This window comes from Kitasatospora sp. NPDC059146 (assembly GCF_042786665.1).
Lineage (GTDB): Bacteria > Actinomycetota > Actinomycetes > Streptomycetales > Streptomycetaceae > Kitasatospora.
Genome location: NZ_JBHZCY010000101.1, coordinates 1 through 17,287, shown reverse-complemented (window position 1 = coordinate 17,287; position 17,287 = coordinate 1). Strand labels below are relative to the sequence as shown.

Genomic DNA, 17,287 nt, shown 5'->3' with positions numbered 1-17,287 from the left:
CTCAGCTCCGGTCGAACTCGGCGTCGATGACGTCGTCGTCGCCCCTCGGGGAGCCGCCCTCGGGACCCTGGCCGGGCGCTGCCTCGCCGGGCTGGGCGCCGCCCCCGGCTCCGCCCGGTCCGGCGGCGTGGGCGGCCAGCGCCGCGTAGATCTGCTGGAGTTCGGAGGCCAGGCTCCGGGACCGTTCCGTCGGCGCCTCCTCCTTGACAGCGGAACGGGCCTCGTCGATGAGCAGTCGGGCGCGGGCCCGCTCGTGCTCCGGAGCGGCGTCGCCCAGGTCGTCCAACCGGCGCTCCACCTGGTACGCGGCGGCGTCGAGCTCATTGCGGGCGTCGATGGCCTCACGCAGGGCCAGGTCGCTGGTGCGGTTGCTCTCGGCCTCGTTGATCATCCGCTCGACCTCGGAGGGGTCGAGGTTGGAGCCCTCACTGATGGTGATCGACTGCTCGGCGCCGGTGTCCCGGTCCTTGGCGCTGACCTTAAGGATGCCGTTGGCGTCGATGTCGAAGGTGACCTCGATCTGGGTCTCCCCACGCCGGGCCGGCCGCAGGTTCTCCAAGCGGAAGCGGCCCAGCACCCGGTTGTCGGCGGCCAGCTCGCGTTCGCCCTGGAGCACGACGATGTCCACGGCCGGCTGGTTGTCCTCGGCCGTCGAGAAGGTCTCGGACCGGCGGGCGGGGATGGTGGTGTTCCTCTCGATGATCTTGGTCATCACGCCACCGGCTGTCTCCACGCCTAGCGACAGCGGGGTAACGTCCAGCAGCAGGACGTCCTTGACCTCACCCTTGAGCACGCCGGCCTGGACGGCGGCGCCCAGCGCCACGACCTCGTCGGGGTTGACGCTCATGTTCGGGTCCTTGCCGCCGGTCAGCCGGCGGACCAGGTTCTGCACGGCCGGGATGCGGGTCGAGCCGCCGACGAGGATGACCTCGTCGATGTCGTTGTCGGTGACCTTGGCGTCGCCCATCGCAGTCCTGACCGGCTCGAGGCAGCGCTCCACCAGGTCCGAGGTGATCTGCTCGAACGTGGAGCGGCGGACCGTCTCGGTGAGGTGCTTAGGCCCGGAGGCGTCCGCCGTGATGAACGGCAGGCTCACCTGGGTCTGAGTGACCGAACTCAGCTCGGTCTTCGCCTTCTCCGCCGCCTCGAACAGCCGCTGCAGAGCCTGCGGGTCCTTGCGCAGGTCGATGCCCTCGGCCTTCTGGAAGCCGTCCGCCAAGTGGTCCACCAGACGGCGGTCGAAATCGTCGCCACCCAGGTGGGAGTCGCCCGCCGTGGCACGGACCTCCACCACACCGTCGCCCACGTCCAGCAGGCTGACGTCGAACGTGCCGCCGCCGAGGTCGAAGACCATGACCGTCTCGTGGCCCTTCTTGTCCAGCCCGTAGGCCAGCGCCGCGGCGGTCGGCTCGTTGATGATCCGCAGCACCTCGAGGCCTGCGATCCTCCCGGCGTCCTTAGTGGCCTGGCGCTGGGCGTCGTTGAAGTAGGCAGGTACGGTGATGACCGCCTCGGTCACCTTCTCGCCGAGCGACTTCCCGGCGTCGTCGGCGAGCTTGCGCAGCACCTGCGCGCTGATCTCCTCCGGCGCGTACTGCTTTCCCCTCACCTCGAAGCGGGCCACCCCGCCGGGCCCTTCGACGACGTCGAAGGAGACCGCCTTGGCCTCGTCGGAGATCTCGTCGTAGTGACGTCCGATGAACCGCTTCGCGGAGGTGATGGTGCCTTTGGGGTTGAGGATCGACTGCCGGCGCGCGAGCTGTCCGACCAGCCGCTGGCCGTCGTCGGAGAAGGCGACCACCGACGGGGTCGTCCTGGCCCCCTCCGCATTCGGGACGACCGAGGGCTCACCACCCTCCCAGACCGCGATGACCGAGTTGGTGGTGCCGAGATCGATGCCAACTGCCTTCGCCATGGGAATCTCCTCCGTCGCGATGCGGGACCGGTCGGCGGGCAGCCAGGCGAACGGACGGCGTACCACACCCAGTAGCAGCCTGGCGCGGTACGCGGCGCACTTCCCCGCCCCGGCAGGACCAATCCGCGCTGCGGTTTCGGTCCCCGAGGACGGGGACGCGACACGGTTCGTCGTGGGAACGCGTGTCGAGCGGCGTAGCGTGTACGTGGGGAGGCCGCCGTCGAGCCGCGAATGGACCTGCTATGGACGCTGTGCCTTCTCCGATCACCGGCCCTCTCCGCCCCGTCCCGCGGCCAGCGGCCGCACAACACGCACTGCTACGCCTGGTGACGGTCATGCTCGACGGCGAGGACGAGCGCGAGGTGCTGTGGGGGGCCATGGCGGCGATCGCCGCCACCGGCCCTTTCACCGCCGAAGCGGCCTATGCCGTCCACAACGGTCTAGCGCGGCGCTGCCCACCACTCCGGGCGGCTTCCACCGCGGTCGCCCGGCCCGGGGATGCGGCGCGGGAACCCGAGGCGGGCCCAACCGGCGGAGTCCCGGGTGAAGCAACCGCTGCCGACGTGGTGGCCGCCGACCTGCTCGACCGGCGGATCGACTCCCTGGACGGACGCAGCCACCACCTGCACAAGCCGGGCGGACCGTGGGCGTGGGCCATCGCACTGCGGTACCGGGAAACCTGCCTCGGCTATCTCGTCGTCCGGTCCCTGACCACACCCTCGGCTGAAGAGACAGCTCTGACCGATCTGCTCGCTCGCCAGACCGGGATAGTCCTCGCGCGCCTCATCGGGCGCCGGAGCGAGCCAGCCGCCGGGTCGGGGGACACGCCGGCGAGCGGGGAGTTGTTCGACACCGGGAACCCGCCGGAGCCCGAGGACGGCTCACCCACAGTGGACCTCGGCAACAGAACCGCCTCCGCCCTGGCCTCCCGGCTCGCCACCTATGACGCGCTCTCCCGCGCCGCCGTCTCCGGCAGAGGCGAGGCGGGAATCCTCCAGGCCCTGCACGAGCACACAGGATTCGCGGCCCTCACCGAGGACCGCTTCGGCAACCCTCGGGCCTGGGCAGGTCCCTGCGCGGGCGGCCCCCAGAGCGGAGTCGGCAGCGGAACCCGCCCCGAGTCGGAAAACCGGCGCCGGGACACCCTGATGCACCGCGCGCGGCGCCAGCCCGGCGCCGCTCGGGACCGTGACCGGCTGGTCATGCCCATCGAGATGGCGGGAGACCCGCTCGGCGTCATCGTGCTGGAGGACCCGGACCAGCGGGCGACGGAAGCGGACACATCGGCGCTCGAACAGGCCGCTCGGGTGCTGGCTCCCCTTCTCTTCCACGAGCGCAGACTGGCTGAGCTGGAGCCCCAGCTGCGCCGCGACCTGGTCGACCGGTTGGTCTCAGGTGAGGGGACTGAGGACGCCTTCACCCGGGCAGCAGCCCTGGGCCACGACCTGCACCGGCCACACAAAATCGCCGTACTGGAGTGGCCGGGGGCACCCGAGAGGGCCTCGCTCTGCGACGCGGTGACACGGGCGGCGGAGCAGTTGCATCAGGACGTGCTCGTCGGCTCCCGTGGCGCGACCACGGTCGTCCTGGTGGCCGGTGAGGACCCGCGTGATCCGGGAGACGAGCTGTACAAGGCCGTCTCCGAGGACCTTGGCACCGGCGCAGGCGCGATCGGGGTCGGCGGCCAGTGCGTGGTCCTCACCGATCTGCCGCACTCCTACGACGAGGCCGTCCGTGCCCTCGCCGTCCGCCGCCGTTCCCAGGACCCTTACGGCAGCACCGCCTTCGACGAACTGGGGCTATGCCGCATGATGGGCACCGGCGAAGGCGAGCGGGAAGCCGACCTCTTCGTCCAGGTATGGCTGGGCCGGCTGCTGGACTATGACGCCCAGCACCACACCGAGCTGGTCATGACACTCTCGCGCTACCTGGAGAGCGGCTGCAGCTACGACGCGACCTCCGAGATGCTCCTCATCCACCGCAGCACGGTCCGCTACCGCCTCCAGCGCATCGGCGAGATCACCGGCCACGACCTCGGCGTTGTGGAGACACGCCTCAATCTGCACATTGCCACCCACATCCACAACGTGCTCGACCCGCCGTGTTGAGTCGCGGGCGAGCCAGGGCGTCCGGCTTTTTGCAGAACGAGTCGTTTCCCTGAGCGGCGTCCGGCCCGTCCACTGCCAACGGGTGGAAGCTTCGCCGTGTGGGGTGCGGCGCGGTGATGGGCAAGCGAACGCCTTGGTGCTGCCCTGCCCGGGTGTGGCTGTGGCCGGGAGGGCCTCACCTGGGCGCTCCATCTTCTCCCAGTACTATACGAGTTGGCCGAAATCGAAGACCGCCGTGACGGGTGCGTGGTCGGACCAGCGCTCGGCGTGGGAGGCGGGCCGCTCCACGTAGGCCTCGATGCAGGTGGCCGCGAGCATCTGACTGGCCATCAAATAATCAATCCTCCAGCGGAACGACACCTTTCCGAAAAAGGTCCACCCGTTCGAGTGTGGGGTGTTCGAGGGTGTCTGCTGGCCTGGGCGGTAGGGGACCTCCTGTGAGCAGCATGGCAGTTTTGGCGCCGGTTCGGGCGGTGGTGGGTTCGCGTGTCTCGGACACCCACGGGGATGAGGGCAAGGTCTCTCACCTGGTGCAGGCGGAGTCGGCGACCCGGCACGCGCTGTCGAAGGAGTCGGAGATCGTCGGGTCCTTGGAGGATCTGGACGTCTCCGCGGAGGTCACGCCGTGGAAGCGTCCGGACCTGGGTCCGTGGCTGACCGAGCGGCAGGGCGAGTGGGACGCGTTGGTGTGGGCGAAGGTGGACCGGGCGTTCCGGTCCGCGAAGGACTGTGCGGACGTGGCGCACTGGGCGGAGGAGAACCACAAGGTCCTGGTATTCACCGACGACGGCATCACCCTGGACTACCGCAAGGGCCGCGAGTCGTCGTTCGGGAACGAGCTGGCCAAGGTCTTCCTGATGCTGGCCTCGATCTTCGCCGAGATGGAGCTCAGGAGGATCAAGGCCCGCGTCACGGCCGCGCACAGGCACCTGCGCAAGACGGACCGCTGGGCCGGAGGCCAGCCGCCGTACGGCTACCGGATCGTCGACCGCCCCGGCGGAGGACGAACCCTCGAACCGGATCCGGTCACCTCCGAAGCCGTCCGCTACATGGGCAAGCTCCTGCTGGAGGAGCAGAGCCAGTGGATGATCGCCACCGCCCTGGAAGCCGCCGGCTTCGACACCCCGGCGACCCACGCCTACAAGAACCAGGGCGACACCTACACGAGCAAGCGCAAGACGCCGCCGTCGAACCACTGGAACCCCACCAGCGTCGGCAAGATCCTGCGCTCACTGGCGACGATGGGCCTGAAACTGACCGGCCGCTCCGTCAAGGCGAGAAAGATCGCCCGCGACGCCAAGGGCCTGCCCATCCGCATGGCCAAGCCCCTGTTCACCGAGGAGCAGTGGGCCGCGATCCAGGCGGCGATGGACGAGCGCTCGATCACGAAGGAACGCTCGAACGGCGCCTCGCCCTGGCTCGGCGTGCCGCACTGCGACCGCTGCGGCGACCGGTTCTACCGCCAGGTGAACCTCGCCAAGAACGGAAAGATCTACGAGTACTACCGGTGCGCGAAGACCGCGGGCAAGCCGGCCTGCAAGGGCCAGTCCGTCAAGGGAGAGCGCGTCACCGCGGCGATCACCGCCCTGGTGGATAGGTTGGCCGGGCTGGCGATGACGGTGCGCAGGTTCATCCCCGGCGAGGACCACACCGAACAGCTCAACCACGTCACCCAGGCCATGAAGGACCTCCGCGAGGAGAAGCGCCGCAACCTGTTCGACTACCCCGGCGGCGACGACGAGTACTCCGAAGCCCTCGAAACCCTCGTCGACGAACGCCGCCGCCTCGCCGCCCTCCCACAACGCCCCTCCACCTGGGTCGAGGTCGAGACCGGCAAGACCTTCGCCGACGCCTGGACCCACGCCGACCAGGAACGGCGCCGCCACCTCCTCCTCGGCCTCAAAGCCCGCCTCTACATGACACCCACCATCGAAGGCTGGCACCTACCCGCTGAGCTCGAAGCGCGAGTAGAGCAACTGCAACGCGCTGAAAGGTCGACGTAGTTCGCGAGGCGGACGAACAACTGACGGCCGTCATCGACAGATTTGACGGGCCGCTTCCGCGCGGGGAGCGGCTTCGGCGCTAGCCTCCACCGTCGGCTGCTGGTGGCGCTGCCGTGGATGCCGTCGACTACGAGTGGGCCACCTTGACACTCCGTAGTGGCGCCACCCTCCGGGGACGCCAGATTGGTTGCCTCCAATTCTGTCAACCGCGTCCTCGGCTGCAGCTCTCCCTAACAAGCCGAAGATACGCAATGAGTTGGTCGAGCGTCGGGCACTGTAGTCATCGAAGAGTTGGCCACGATCAAGCCCGGATCTGCCGAATCATCCAACCGAGGAGTCCTGGGCTGGCAAGATGGCCGGACCGGTAGTTGACGCCGGTGCTGGACGAGGAGCGTGTGTGGGACCGCATGTGATCAACGATCGCTTCCTGCTGGTGGGAGACAGCGCGCGCAGCGGCGGCCTGTCGGAGGTGCGCAAGGCCGTCGACACGGCAAGTAGCGACAGTGACAGGCAGTTCGCGGCGATCAAGCTACTCAAGCGGCGCGACGACGAAATCATCAAGGTCTTCCTGGAGCGAGAGACCGCCGCACTCAAAGCCGTTGAGCACCCTCATATCGTGCGAATGCTGGAGTCGGGCTGGGACCCGGTTCTGGAGCGGTACTACATCGCCCTGGAGTGGGTGGAACGCAGCCTGAAGGACGATCTACAGGCTCGTCGGCCCGTCGGCTGGGACGCCTACTTCGAGAAGCTCGGCAAGCCCCTGGCGAGCGCGCTGGCACACGCACACACCCTGAACATTGAACATCGTGACCTCAAGCCGGGCAACGTCCTGCTCACAGAGGCCGGAGTGCCCAAGCTGGCGGACTTCGGTATCGCCAAGATCCGTTCCAAGGTCGTCGTGACCGACGAGACCGTAGCCGAGTACCGTTCCAACCTGTACTCCCCGCCTGAACACGAGGATGCCGTGCCCTACGTACGGGACGTTTTCGGCTACGGTGTCCTCGCCGTTCAGACTCTGTCCGGCAGCAAGGCCCGTGATTACCCGGACCTCAGACCTGTCCTGGATGAGCTAGACCTCGCCACCGAGTTCCGCGAGATCCTGCGCTCTTGCATCGACTTCGACCCGAAAAAGCGGCCGGCCAACGCCGCGGTGCTCGAACAGCGCCTTCTTGAGGCCGAGTACGTCTGCGCGGGTCGCCAGTCCCGTAAGAGCAACTTCTTCTGGCTGAAGCTCACTCGCTCTGCGGCCGCGAAGCTCGCCGAGACGCCCGAGGACGAAGAACCGGACTGGGCCCAAGCCAAGAATACGGTCCTCGCCGATCTGTCCGGCATCGTGCACGTCGACTACGGCTACAACCCGCAGACCGACGAGGTCGACCAGAGCACCCTGCGTCTGTTTGGCAAGTCCTGGTTCCTGCGGTTGCGTTCCGACGATCAGTACCCCGAGCGTTCTGTGATCGTCCAGGCTCTCTCCAAGCCCGACGAGTGGATGAGCCGACAGCGAAAGCACGTCCTGGCGCTTCCGCCGGCCCTCACCTGGATCTTCGACGACCCGGGCGAGGAACCCGCCTACCAGGGCCGCAATCTTCTGCTGGATCACCTCGACGACCACCTCGCCCGCCGGAAGGAGGAGCACCAGGACGAACAGGCGCGCAGCCTCGGAGACCTCTTCGAGGGGTGGCGCAGGCTCCTGGACGCCCGCGAGGAGGTCGCCGCCGGCGGACGCCAGGTCCTCGACTACGACCGGGTCACCGGAACCGGCCGCACTCGGGTGTTCCATTTGGCCAAGCCGGGTACCGCTCCTCCGGTCGGCGAAGAATGGTCCATCGCTCCTTTCGCACAGGCCAGGCCGGTAGAGCGCGGCGAAGTCACGGTCCAGTCCGAGGAGACGGTGGCGATCCGCTTCACCCGCCCCACCGCCAGAGTGCCGGACCGGGGCGTGCTGTTGCCGTTCCTCGGCCCCAGCCAGCAAGCCCTGAACCGACAGCGGGACGCACTGACCACCGTCATGGCCGGGCAGAGCACCAACCGACTTCTGCGCGACATCATCGACAACCCCGCCGCCATCGCCTCCCAGCCACCCGCCGAGATCACCCACTGGTTCCGCGAGGATCTGGACAAGAGCAAACGCGACGTGGTCAAGCACGCTCTTGGCTCCCAGGACCTCCTGCTCGTCGAAGGACCGCCAGGAACGGGCAAGACGACCGTCATCGCCGAGATCGTCGAACAGACCCTCGAACGTGATCCCAACGCGCGCATCCTCATCGTCAGTCAGACCCACATCGCCATCGACAACGCACTGCGCCGCATCGAGGAAGCCGGTGTTCAGGGGCTGGTGCGCCTCGGACGGCCCGACGACCCTAGAGTCGCTGAAAGCGCCCAGCACCTTCTGCTGGACCGTCAGGTCAAGAAGTGGACCCAGCAGGTACGGGCCCGTGCAGAGTCCTACCTCGACGGCGTCGCCAACCGCGGCGGCGTGGAAGCGCGCCACCTCAAGGCTGCCCTCACTCTGGAAGAACTCGCCTCGGTCGCCGCCGACTTGAACCACGTCACCCTCAAGCTCGAAGAGCTCAACAGCCGACCCGCACCCGAACGCACCACCTCTGCTCGCGATCTCGGCGAAGAACTCGTTACTGTCCGGGCCCGGCGCGACCAGCTTCTCGACCAGCGCCGCGAGTTGTACGTCGAGGCGCAGCGAGTTCTCGCAGGTGACCTCACTTTGCGGGAGAATCTCACTCCTGGTGAGGCCCGGGACGCTGTGGAGGCCCTTCTGGGCCCTACCGGAAGCGGCCAGGATCTGATGCGGCTGCTGCGGTTGCAAGGACAGTGGTTGCAGCGCATCAGCACCGACCAGGATCTGCTTGCCGAGTTCCTGCGCACACGGCAGGTCGTCGGTGGAACCGCGATCGGCTTCCTGGGACACCCGGCGGCACGCGATCTGGAGTTCGACCTGTGCATCTTCGATGAGGCCTCCAAGGCCACCGCGACCGAGGCCCTCGTACCTCTCGCCCGGTCCCAGCGCTGGGTGCTGGTCGGTGACACTCGCCAACTGCCGCCCATCGATGAGGACCTCCTGCGCGATAAAAAGATCATGGCGGACTACCAGCTCATCCCCGAACTGGTAACCACCACCCTGTTCCAGTACCTGGCCACCCACACTGCCCATCCCGTCCAGCACCTGCTGCGTGAGCAGTACCGCATGACCCCCGCCATCGGGAACATGATCTCGACCTGCTTCTACGGCGGTAAGCTCCTGTCGCCCAACCCCCACACGCTGCCCGGCTACGATCAGATCAACAAGCCCGTCCTGTGGCTCGACACCACCAAACTCCCCAGTCGCCGCGAGTCGGAGCGCACCAGCACCGAGACGAGCATCTCGAATCGCACCGAGGCCAAGCTCGCGGTCAAGCGCCTAGAGACAATCGACAGGGCCATTGACCGGCAGCTGATCAAGACCCCGCCCGGTCGCAAGCTGGACGTCCTGGCCATCGCCCCCTACGGCCGACAGGTCGAAGAACTCAATCGGCAACTTGCCGAGGTCCGGCTCAAACACCTGGCAGTCGAGGTGCTGTCCGTCGACGCCGTGCAAGGCCGAGAGTGTGACCTGGCTGTCTTCTCGGTCACTCGCAGCAACGACCGATCAGACTTCGGCTTCCTCGGCGAACCGTACTGGCGGCGCATCAACGTCGCGCTCTCCCGGGCCCGCTTCGGCCTCATCGTGGTGGGGGACGCGGCGTTCTGCCGCAGCAAACGCGGCGCGCTGCGCGATGTCCTCGACTACATGTCCAGCCACCCGCAGGAGTGCGAGGTCCGCGATGCCTACCTTTAGCGAGAACAGCCTCCTGCACATCCGCTTCCACAATGACCGCCAGGGACTGGAGCTCGTCGCCATCGTCGACGCCGGCATCCCCGTTGCCCTGGTCACCGCGGACATCCTCGCCCAGGACCGCAAGCCGTTGCCCCTGCTACAGGAATTCGTCCTTCACCTCGTCGGCGAGAACGTCGAGACCGAGGAAGCCATCGCCGGCATCCTCGGCCTGCCGCAGCGGATGGTCACCCACACCATCGCCGGGCAGTTCTCCGACGATCTGCTCACCTACGCGCCACCCCGGCTCGGAAGCGGTGCTGAGCCAGTCGCGCACAGGCTGCGCCTGACAGTCCGCGGTCAGCAGACCGCCCGCGACATGGCCGCCATTACTCCCGTGCAGGTCGGCCAGCCACTCGTCTACGACCAGCTTCTCGGTAGGGCCAAGCCCTACGACCGCCACACGGTCATCCCCCACCGCCAGGCCGAGGAAGAAGGCGTCGTCGTGCTACCCGCGCCCCATTCCGGGGTCGTGGAGACCAGCGACATCCCGGTCCCCGACATCAACGCGCTGCTGCGCGAACGCGGGACCACCAACCGCGAAGTCCTGTTGGTCCGCGGAATCACCCAGGCCAAGGCCCGCCGCGTCATGCCGGCCAAACTCCTCGTCTATGCAGACCCTGAGCGCACTGACATCCAGCTCGGCGTCGTTGTGGACGGGGAGCTCAGCCATGCCCACGAGATTGCTCTGCTCAGCCACGGCGGTGCCAAGGCTCTCGGTATCCAGGTCGAGCCCGCGCCCGAACGTCCCGCGCTGGCCCCGGACCTGGAGCGCGCCCGTATCGACCTGTCGCAGGCCACCCGGCAACGCGCTGACCAGGCAGCAGCCCAGCTCGGTATTCAGCAATCGGATGATCAAAGCCAGACCGGACCTGCAATACAGCGCGATCAGGTCCGCGCGATCAGCGTGTTCGAGCACCCCGACCTACTGGACGAAGCCCTCACCCAAGCTCGGCAGCGCATCCTGATCATCTCCCCCTGGATCAAGAACGCCATCATCACCACCGACTTCCTCAGCAAGCTTGAGAACCGGCTCAAGCGCGGCACCACCGCCCACATCGCCTACGGCTACCAGGACAACGACACCAAAACCGACCCCGCAGCCGTCCGCAAGCTTGAGAATCTGGCCCACCGCTACCCCGCCAAGCTCACAGTCGCTCGCCTGAAATCCACTCACGCGAAGATCCTCATCTTCGACGACACCTGGATCGCCACCAGCTTCAACTGGCTCTCCTTCCGTGGTGACCCCGACCGCACCTACCGCATGGAAGAGGGCACCCTCGTTAGAAACAGGCACGCCGCCGATGACCAGTACCGTCGCTACATCGAACTGATCGATCAGGAACGCCGGTAGCCGAAGCAGGTCTGTTGGACTGTTCCCCATGTCCAGATGGTCGTCCTCCACCGGAACGCATCGTCCAACGGCTGGAACGACAACCGGGTGCGGCGGCGCCGGATCTACCGCTCCACGCTTGGCCGGCAGCTTGCCGACCACTGGTAGCCGAGTCCGATGACGTGAGAAGGCCAGCTCACCACAGAAGTCAGCCTCTACGGGTACGGTCGCCGCGCCGCCGCGATTGATGCCGCTGGTGGCTGCGGCGAGTCAGCTCTTCCCGACGCGGTCGGGGATCTGCGGCTGCCCGACGAACGGCGCGATGGCCGCAGCGGTGAGCGGCGAGGACAGGTATGTTCCGAAGGTGTGGAAGTCGAGAGTGCCCATGGGTGTGTCGGCGTGCTGGTCTACCGGGAACCGGTCGCCGAGCCGATGGGGAATCGCGACCAGGTCACCCGTGTCGGCGAGGTTCACCCAGTAGCCGACCCCGGCCGGCCGCGCACCGCGGTCGGCGAGCGGTGCGGGGACCAGGTGGTCGAAGACCCCGCCCGGCAGCCCGAGCGGAGAGCCCAGGGTCACGAAGCAGTCCACGGCCAGGTCCGGGTGGGCATGGAGCGCCTCGTACGCCACGACCGAGCCGAGGGAGTGGGCCAGGACCACCTGAGGACGTGCCCGCCGAATCAGCTCGGCCACCACGGACTGGGCGGCGGCCCGCACCTCCGGAACGTGGAGGTAGCGGCGGACCTCGCCCGCGAGCCGGACGGCGAGCCGCGTGACGGTCGTGAGGGGAATGCCGCGCCGCTGCGAGACCCAGGACAGGAGCTGCCGCAGTGGCGCGGTGGCCAGTCCTTGCCGCTCCTGCAGGGTCGGCGAACCCATGGACAATGCCCAGGCGACGACGATGGCTTGCTCCTGTTCACCGAGGGAGTTCAGGTTCGGGACGCCGGCCTGCCGCTCGGCGGCGATCGTGTGGTGGGCGTAATACGCGACGTGCAGGGGCGGGAGCGGATGGTCGTCGAGCCCGGCGGACGTGAACCCCCGTCGGAGCTTGGGCCCCCACTGTGTCGACAGTTCGGCGGCAGCCTCGTCCGGTGAGCGGCCGCTCTGGTGGTTGGCGATGCCGTGCACCGCGACGATCGTCATTGCCCTGATCCCTCCTCCGGGTGGCAGTACACGGCGTACGCCGGGAACGTCCACGGCCCGCCGTCGGTGACACCGTTGACCCTGCTGATCTCGTACCGGCCCGCTTCCAGGCGCACGACCTCGAATCCGTCGGGTTCGAGCACGGTGAGGAGGGCATCCTGGAGCTCGGCCGCCGTCGCTGTCATTGGGCGGGTGCAGACCGCATCGTGGGAGGGAGGCACTCCTCCCTCCCACTCGTCAGTGGTGTACAACTCCCATCCGTCCGCGTGGGCGTCACCGCACAGGAGTTCGCCCGGAAGCCAGGCCAGGACGTGGGTGACGTCGACGGTGGGCCGTGTCGGCCGTGTCTCGGCAGCGTTCGCGGTACGGGCCCACCTTAGCGCCGCGACCTGGCCGTCCCGGCTGCCCGTGAACACGCCGCCGGCGTGGGGAGTGATGGTGTGCACCGGCTCCCGCACGGGGGCCGGAGACCCGAGCGGCTCGCCGGACCGGGCGTCCCACGCCCACAGCACTGGCTCCTTGGTGGCGGCCACGAGAGTCACTCTGCCGTCCACCTGGGCGATCGTCATCGCTCGCGGATCACGCGCGGCGACGGTGCCCAGGCACGTGCCCGTCAGGAGGTCCCGGACCCGCACCCGGCCGCCGCCCGACGACCGCTCGGCCGCGTACGGGCGTCCACCTGCCGCCCCGATCGCTCCGACCCGGTCCAGGGTGAGCGACTGCCGCAAGGTGTCGTCGGCCAACGACCAGAAGCAGACGTGCCGTTCGTCGTGGACGCTGATGAGCATGGTCTCGCCGTCCGCCTCGAAGGCGGTCAATGCGGTGACCGGGCCCTGCGGACCGGTGAGGACGCGAGGTGACGACTCCGCGGCGGAGTCCCGGACCTGGATCGTGCCGTCGGCGCAGCCGACCACGACGCGGACCGAGGTCTCGTACGGGAGGGCGGCCAATGCGGTGACCGGATCGGGAAGGGGGATCGTCGATTCCAGGGTGCCGTCGGCGAGGTTCCAGGTGTCGAGTTCGTTCTCCCTGGTCGCCGTGACGACGTAGGCCGCGTCCTGGACGGTCACGGCGGCGGCGTGGGTGAGCCTCCCGAGTCCGCTGAGCCCGTGCTCCTCGGAGCCGGAGTCCACGTCCCAGGCTTTGACCTCGCCGAAGGTCAGATCGGCGCTGACAGCGAGTTCCGATCCGTCCAGCAGGACGGTGCCGAGGACCGTGACGGGGTGCCAGAGGTTCTGGCCGTGCCCGGACCGGGGGCACACGTCGAGGTCCCACACCCGGAGGCTGCCGTCCCGATGGGCCGTCAGTGCGAGGCAGTGGCGGTCGAGTCGCCGGACATCGGCGAACGTCAGTGCCCGGTCCTTGGGCAGCGTGATCGTCTGGACCGTTTCGCCGTTCGTGCGGTAGGCGCTCAACTGGCGGTCGTACGCGACGAGGGAGAACAGCGGGGCGGGCGAGCCGCTGTGATGGATGCGCACCTCCTGGCGCGGGCCGTCCGTGGAGAGGACGACGGGCCGCCCGTCCAGTTCGCGAAGCACCATCGTTCGTGGGTCGTCGCGATCGGCGGAGAGCACGTGGAAGCCGAGGGAACCGCCTTGCGACTCCACGCCCAGCAGCGAGGCGACGGCGGTGTCCCCGGCGTCCGCGGTTTGGAGGACGCTGCCGAGTTCCTCGTCCAGCAGGCCGACCACGCTGATCTCGCCGGTCACCCGGCCGACTGCGAGGACTGTTTCGTCCCCAGTGCCGACGGCGGTCGAGGCGGACACCCGGGCACCGTCGAGGTGGGTCTCGCCGACGGTGGTGCCCGTGGCGGGATCGTGCAGCCGGACGGTGTTCCAGTCGGTGATCGAGACGATCACCGACCGCTCGGCCAGGTCCGCCACGGCCAGATGGGTGATGCCGCCCTCGGCCGTCGGGGGCACCGAGAAGTGTCGCCACGCCGGCCCGGGGCCGGGTGTGACGTCCCACGCCTGGAGGGAGCCGTCGGCGCCGCCGATCACCGCGAGCAGCCGCCGGTCGACGCTGGTCAGCACCACGGCCGACACCGAGGTGCCCAGATCGGACTCGTCGATGACGTGCAGCAGCGACTGCTCCACCAGGCCGGTGCTCCATTGCGGGCGGAGCGCGTCCCGGGCGTCGTCGAGGCGGCGGGCGATCCCGGCCGCGCCGTAGGTGACCAGCTCTTGCCGGAGCAGCGGACGGCGTGCTTCCAACGTTGCGGAGCGGCCCGACAAGCCGCCGAGGCCGAAGCGTCCGAAGGCCGTTCGGTAGGCGACACCGGCGCGCCGCGCCGTCGGGGCCTTCGCCCGGTGAACGGCACGCCAGACGGCGGTGTGATCCGCGCGGACCAGGTACTCCGGATCCAGGAACAGCTGGTCGACGGCGGAACCACCGGGCACGGCGGCGGCATGGTCCATGAGGTGTCGCAGCAGGTACGGCGCTGCGAGGTCCCACCGGGGTGCCTGGGCGGAGTGCTGCCCGGGAACCGCCGACAGCAGCTCCTCGAAGAGGAGGACGGCGAGGCCGTCGGGATCGGCTGCGGTGCCGCGGAAGTGTTCGACGAGCGATTCGTGGAAGAAGCGGTAGAGCTGACGGCCGTCCGTGTCGACCGTCGTGCGCAGGTAGAAGCGGGCGGCGGCGAGCAGCTCGCGGGCCCGGCCGGGAAGGAGCGCCCCCAGCTCCTGGTGTGCCGCCGCGGCGGCCGCGGTGGTGGCCGCGACCACCAGCTCGAGCGGCATGCCCTGGCCGCGCGCCTGTGCCAGCCCCACCATCAGGTGACGCATCCACGGGTCTGTGTCGAGCGTGGCCCGCAGGCGCAGTTCGAGCAGGTGCGGAAGGTCCGGCGGCAGGAGCGCGACCGCCTCCTCCGGACCCAGTGGTGCGCCGGTTCGCAGGAAGTCGGCGAAGAGCGAGGCGAGGAGGAACGTGCCGCGGTCGGGCCGGCGGGCGATGGCGGTGGCAACCGCACGGGCCACGGGCTCGCGGACGGCCTCGTCCCCGTAGTGCGCCACGCCGGACAGGACGTCGGAGAGGTAGGTGGCGAGGTCGTCCGCGAGATCCTCGCCACTTGTCGAGGTGTCCAGGTCGAGCAGGACCCCGTGGTCGCGTGCCTCGTAGAGCATTGCGTCGTCGCGGAGCAGCGTGTCGTCGTGGAGCAGGGCGTTGCCCGCCTGCGGCGGGCGTATCCCCACGAGCACCCGGAAGAGCGGGCGGCCGTCGGCGCGGTCCCGGTACAGCAGCTCGCGCAGCAGGCCGTCGACGATGCGGGCGCTTTCTGAGGCCTCGTCGACTGCGTCGAGGACGAGCACCACCGGTTCCGGCAGGTTCTCGGCGGCAAGGAGGAGCTCTTCCATGGCCTTCTCGTCGCTGCCGGCCGCGGCCGGAGCGGTGCCCTCGGGAGCGAGCTGGGCCCTGATCGAGGCGATCACCTGGTCCATGCTCCGGTGGCGCGCGTGGACCGCGACGAGGGTCGGACACCGGCGCTGCGGGCGGTGTTGCGCGGGGATTCGACTGGTCAGGAGCGTGCTCAGTTCGGCGAGCTGGGGGTGCGCCAGGAACACCGTCACGCCCAGCAGCGCGGACTTTCCGGAGCCGGGGCTCCCGGTGACCAGCATCAGCGGTTCGTCGCTCGCCAACCAGGCGCGGACCAGGTCCAGTTCACGGGTCCGCCCGGTGAACAGGCAGCCGGTCATCGCGGCGTCGTCGTGCGGGCGCCCGGATGCCCGGGTGAGGAAGTGCACCGGATCCAGGCCGGGGTCGAACTCCGACGCCAGCTCCCTCAGAGCCGACCGCAGCCGGTTACGGAGCCGTAGCCAGCCGTCGGTACTGAAGGCCGGGTTCGGGAAGAACTCCGGTACCGGCATCGACGCGGCCCGGCGCGGTGAGTGCACCACGGTCTGCGGGTATCCCGCGTCGAGGCTGACCAGCTCCCGCGCGATCTCGTCGGCGAACGCCTCCACCGGTACGTGGGGCAGTGCTGGGGAGATGTCCAGGTCCCCCAGGCGGAGCCGCTCGAGGACACGGGCTGTGGCCTGGGTGAACCGCGCGCCGAAGGCGCTCTCGTCCCCGGCGCAGGCGGCGATCACCCAGCTCCTGCGGTCGGCCTCGGGAACGTCCTGAAAGACCTGGAAGTCCGTAGCGGCACCCGCACCGCAGACATCGAGCAGAAACAGGACTGGCGAGGGGTCGGAGCCGTGTTCGACTTCGTTGAGCCAGCGGCCGACATCGATCGCCGAACCCGGGAGGTCGCCCGGGCGGCTGTCGTGCACGGGCAGGTACAGCACCCGGCCGCGCGTGACCCCGTGGCCAGCAAAGAGGACGACGCACGGCTGGCCTGCCGAGTCGCGCCGGAGTGCGCGCCAGCTCGCCTCCACGCCGGCCCGGTCCCCATCGATCACCGGCGCGCCGGTGTCCAGCCCTTCGAAGAACGAGAGCACGGCGCCGAGTTCACGTACCCGTGGTTCGACCGACGGCAACGGCGTGAAGTCCTCCGACGTGGGCGTCCACTCCTCGTCGACCGTACTCTGAAATGCCCCAACTCCGAGCAGGAGCGCTCGAACCATCATCCCCCCGTGGCCGTGCGAGTCGGGCTCCAGACTACCGGGGATGGAGCCGCACCCGGCGTGCGGACGGAATCCCTCCCGATCGATACATGCGCGGCCGCTTCTGGAGAAGGTGTTCGGGCAGGGATGGCGGCCCGGCAGTTTGGGAGCTGTCCGGCTTCATAGTCCACCCAACGGACCGTCTCACGCTCAAACACAAACGCCCCAGCACCCGAACAAGGTCAACGACGGGCGACAGTCTGCCGCGAGACCTCAGTAGCCGACATGCGGGACAGCCTTTAGGTTCTGTCCGGTGGATCATGGTCGGAGCCAGAGGCGGATCGCTGCGACGGTGACCGTGCCATGGAAGACGTAGGCC

At 68.7% G+C, this 17,287-nt stretch carries 8 protein-coding genes; 4 read left to right on the top strand and 4 right to left on the bottom strand.

Annotated elements, in window-relative coordinates; all coding sequences use genetic code 11:
- Position 1: 1 nt before the first annotated feature.
- Positions 2-1,915, bottom strand: a complete 1,914-nt coding sequence (dnaK, locus tag ACFXPX_RS32060; RefSeq protein ID WP_380594710.1) for a molecular chaperone DnaK — start codon at positions 1,913-1,915, stop codon at positions 2-4.
- Positions 1,916-2,250: 335 nt separating this feature from the next.
- Here dnaK and ACFXPX_RS32055 point away from each other — a divergent pair, with 335 nt between their 5' ends.
- Complete coding sequence (locus ACFXPX_RS32055; RefSeq protein WP_380594712.1) at positions 2,251-4,023, top strand: PucR family transcriptional regulator; 1,773 nt, start codon at positions 2,251-2,253, stop codon at positions 4,021-4,023.
- Between the two features lie 204 nt (positions 4,024-4,227).
- On the opposite strand, the gene ACFXPX_RS32050 is transcribed toward ACFXPX_RS32055, so the two are convergent.
- Entirely contained in the window at positions 4,228-4,353 is a 126-nt protein-coding gene (locus ACFXPX_RS32050; protein ID WP_380644243.1) for a hypothetical protein, read from the bottom strand.
- Positions 4,354-4,469: 116 nt separating this feature from the next.
- Here ACFXPX_RS32050 and ACFXPX_RS32045 point away from each other — a divergent pair, with 116 nt between their 5' ends.
- The 3 genes from ACFXPX_RS32045 to ACFXPX_RS32035 all read left to right on the top strand — a co-directional run bounded on the left by ACFXPX_RS32045 (position 4,470) and on the right by ACFXPX_RS32035 (position 11,245).
- Positions 4,470-6,026: a recombinase family protein gene (locus ACFXPX_RS32045; protein ID WP_380644242.1), complete on the top strand. Its 1,557-nt coding sequence runs from the start codon at positions 4,470-4,472 to the stop codon at positions 6,024-6,026.
- Positions 6,027-6,423: 397 nt separating this feature from the next.
- Positions 6,424-9,855, top strand: coding sequence for an AAA domain-containing protein (locus ACFXPX_RS32040; protein WP_380644241.1), 3,432 nt, complete (start codon positions 6,424-6,426; stop codon positions 9,853-9,855).
- Positions 9,842-11,245: a hypothetical protein gene (locus ACFXPX_RS32035; RefSeq protein WP_380644240.1), complete on the top strand. Its 1,404-nt coding sequence runs from the start codon at positions 9,842-9,844 to the stop codon at positions 11,243-11,245. Before ACFXPX_RS32040 ends, ACFXPX_RS32035 begins: the two co-directional genes overlap by 14 nt.
- A 249-nt stretch (positions 11,246-11,494) precedes the next feature.
- On the opposite strand, the gene ACFXPX_RS32030 is transcribed toward ACFXPX_RS32035, so the two are convergent.
- Together ACFXPX_RS32030 and ACFXPX_RS32025 are read right to left on the bottom strand one after the other, a co-directional pair.
- Complete coding sequence (locus tag ACFXPX_RS32030) at positions 11,495-12,367, bottom strand: serine peptidase (RefSeq protein ID WP_380644239.1); 873 nt, start codon at positions 12,365-12,367, stop codon at positions 11,495-11,497.
- On the bottom strand, positions 12,364-16,803 hold the full coding sequence (locus tag ACFXPX_RS32025; protein WP_380644238.1) for an AAA family ATPase: 4,440 nt from the start codon (positions 16,801-16,803) through the stop codon (positions 12,364-12,366). The genes ACFXPX_RS32030 and ACFXPX_RS32025 overlap by 4 nt, the downstream gene beginning before the upstream one ends.
- Positions 16,804-17,287: the final 484 nt, after the last annotated feature.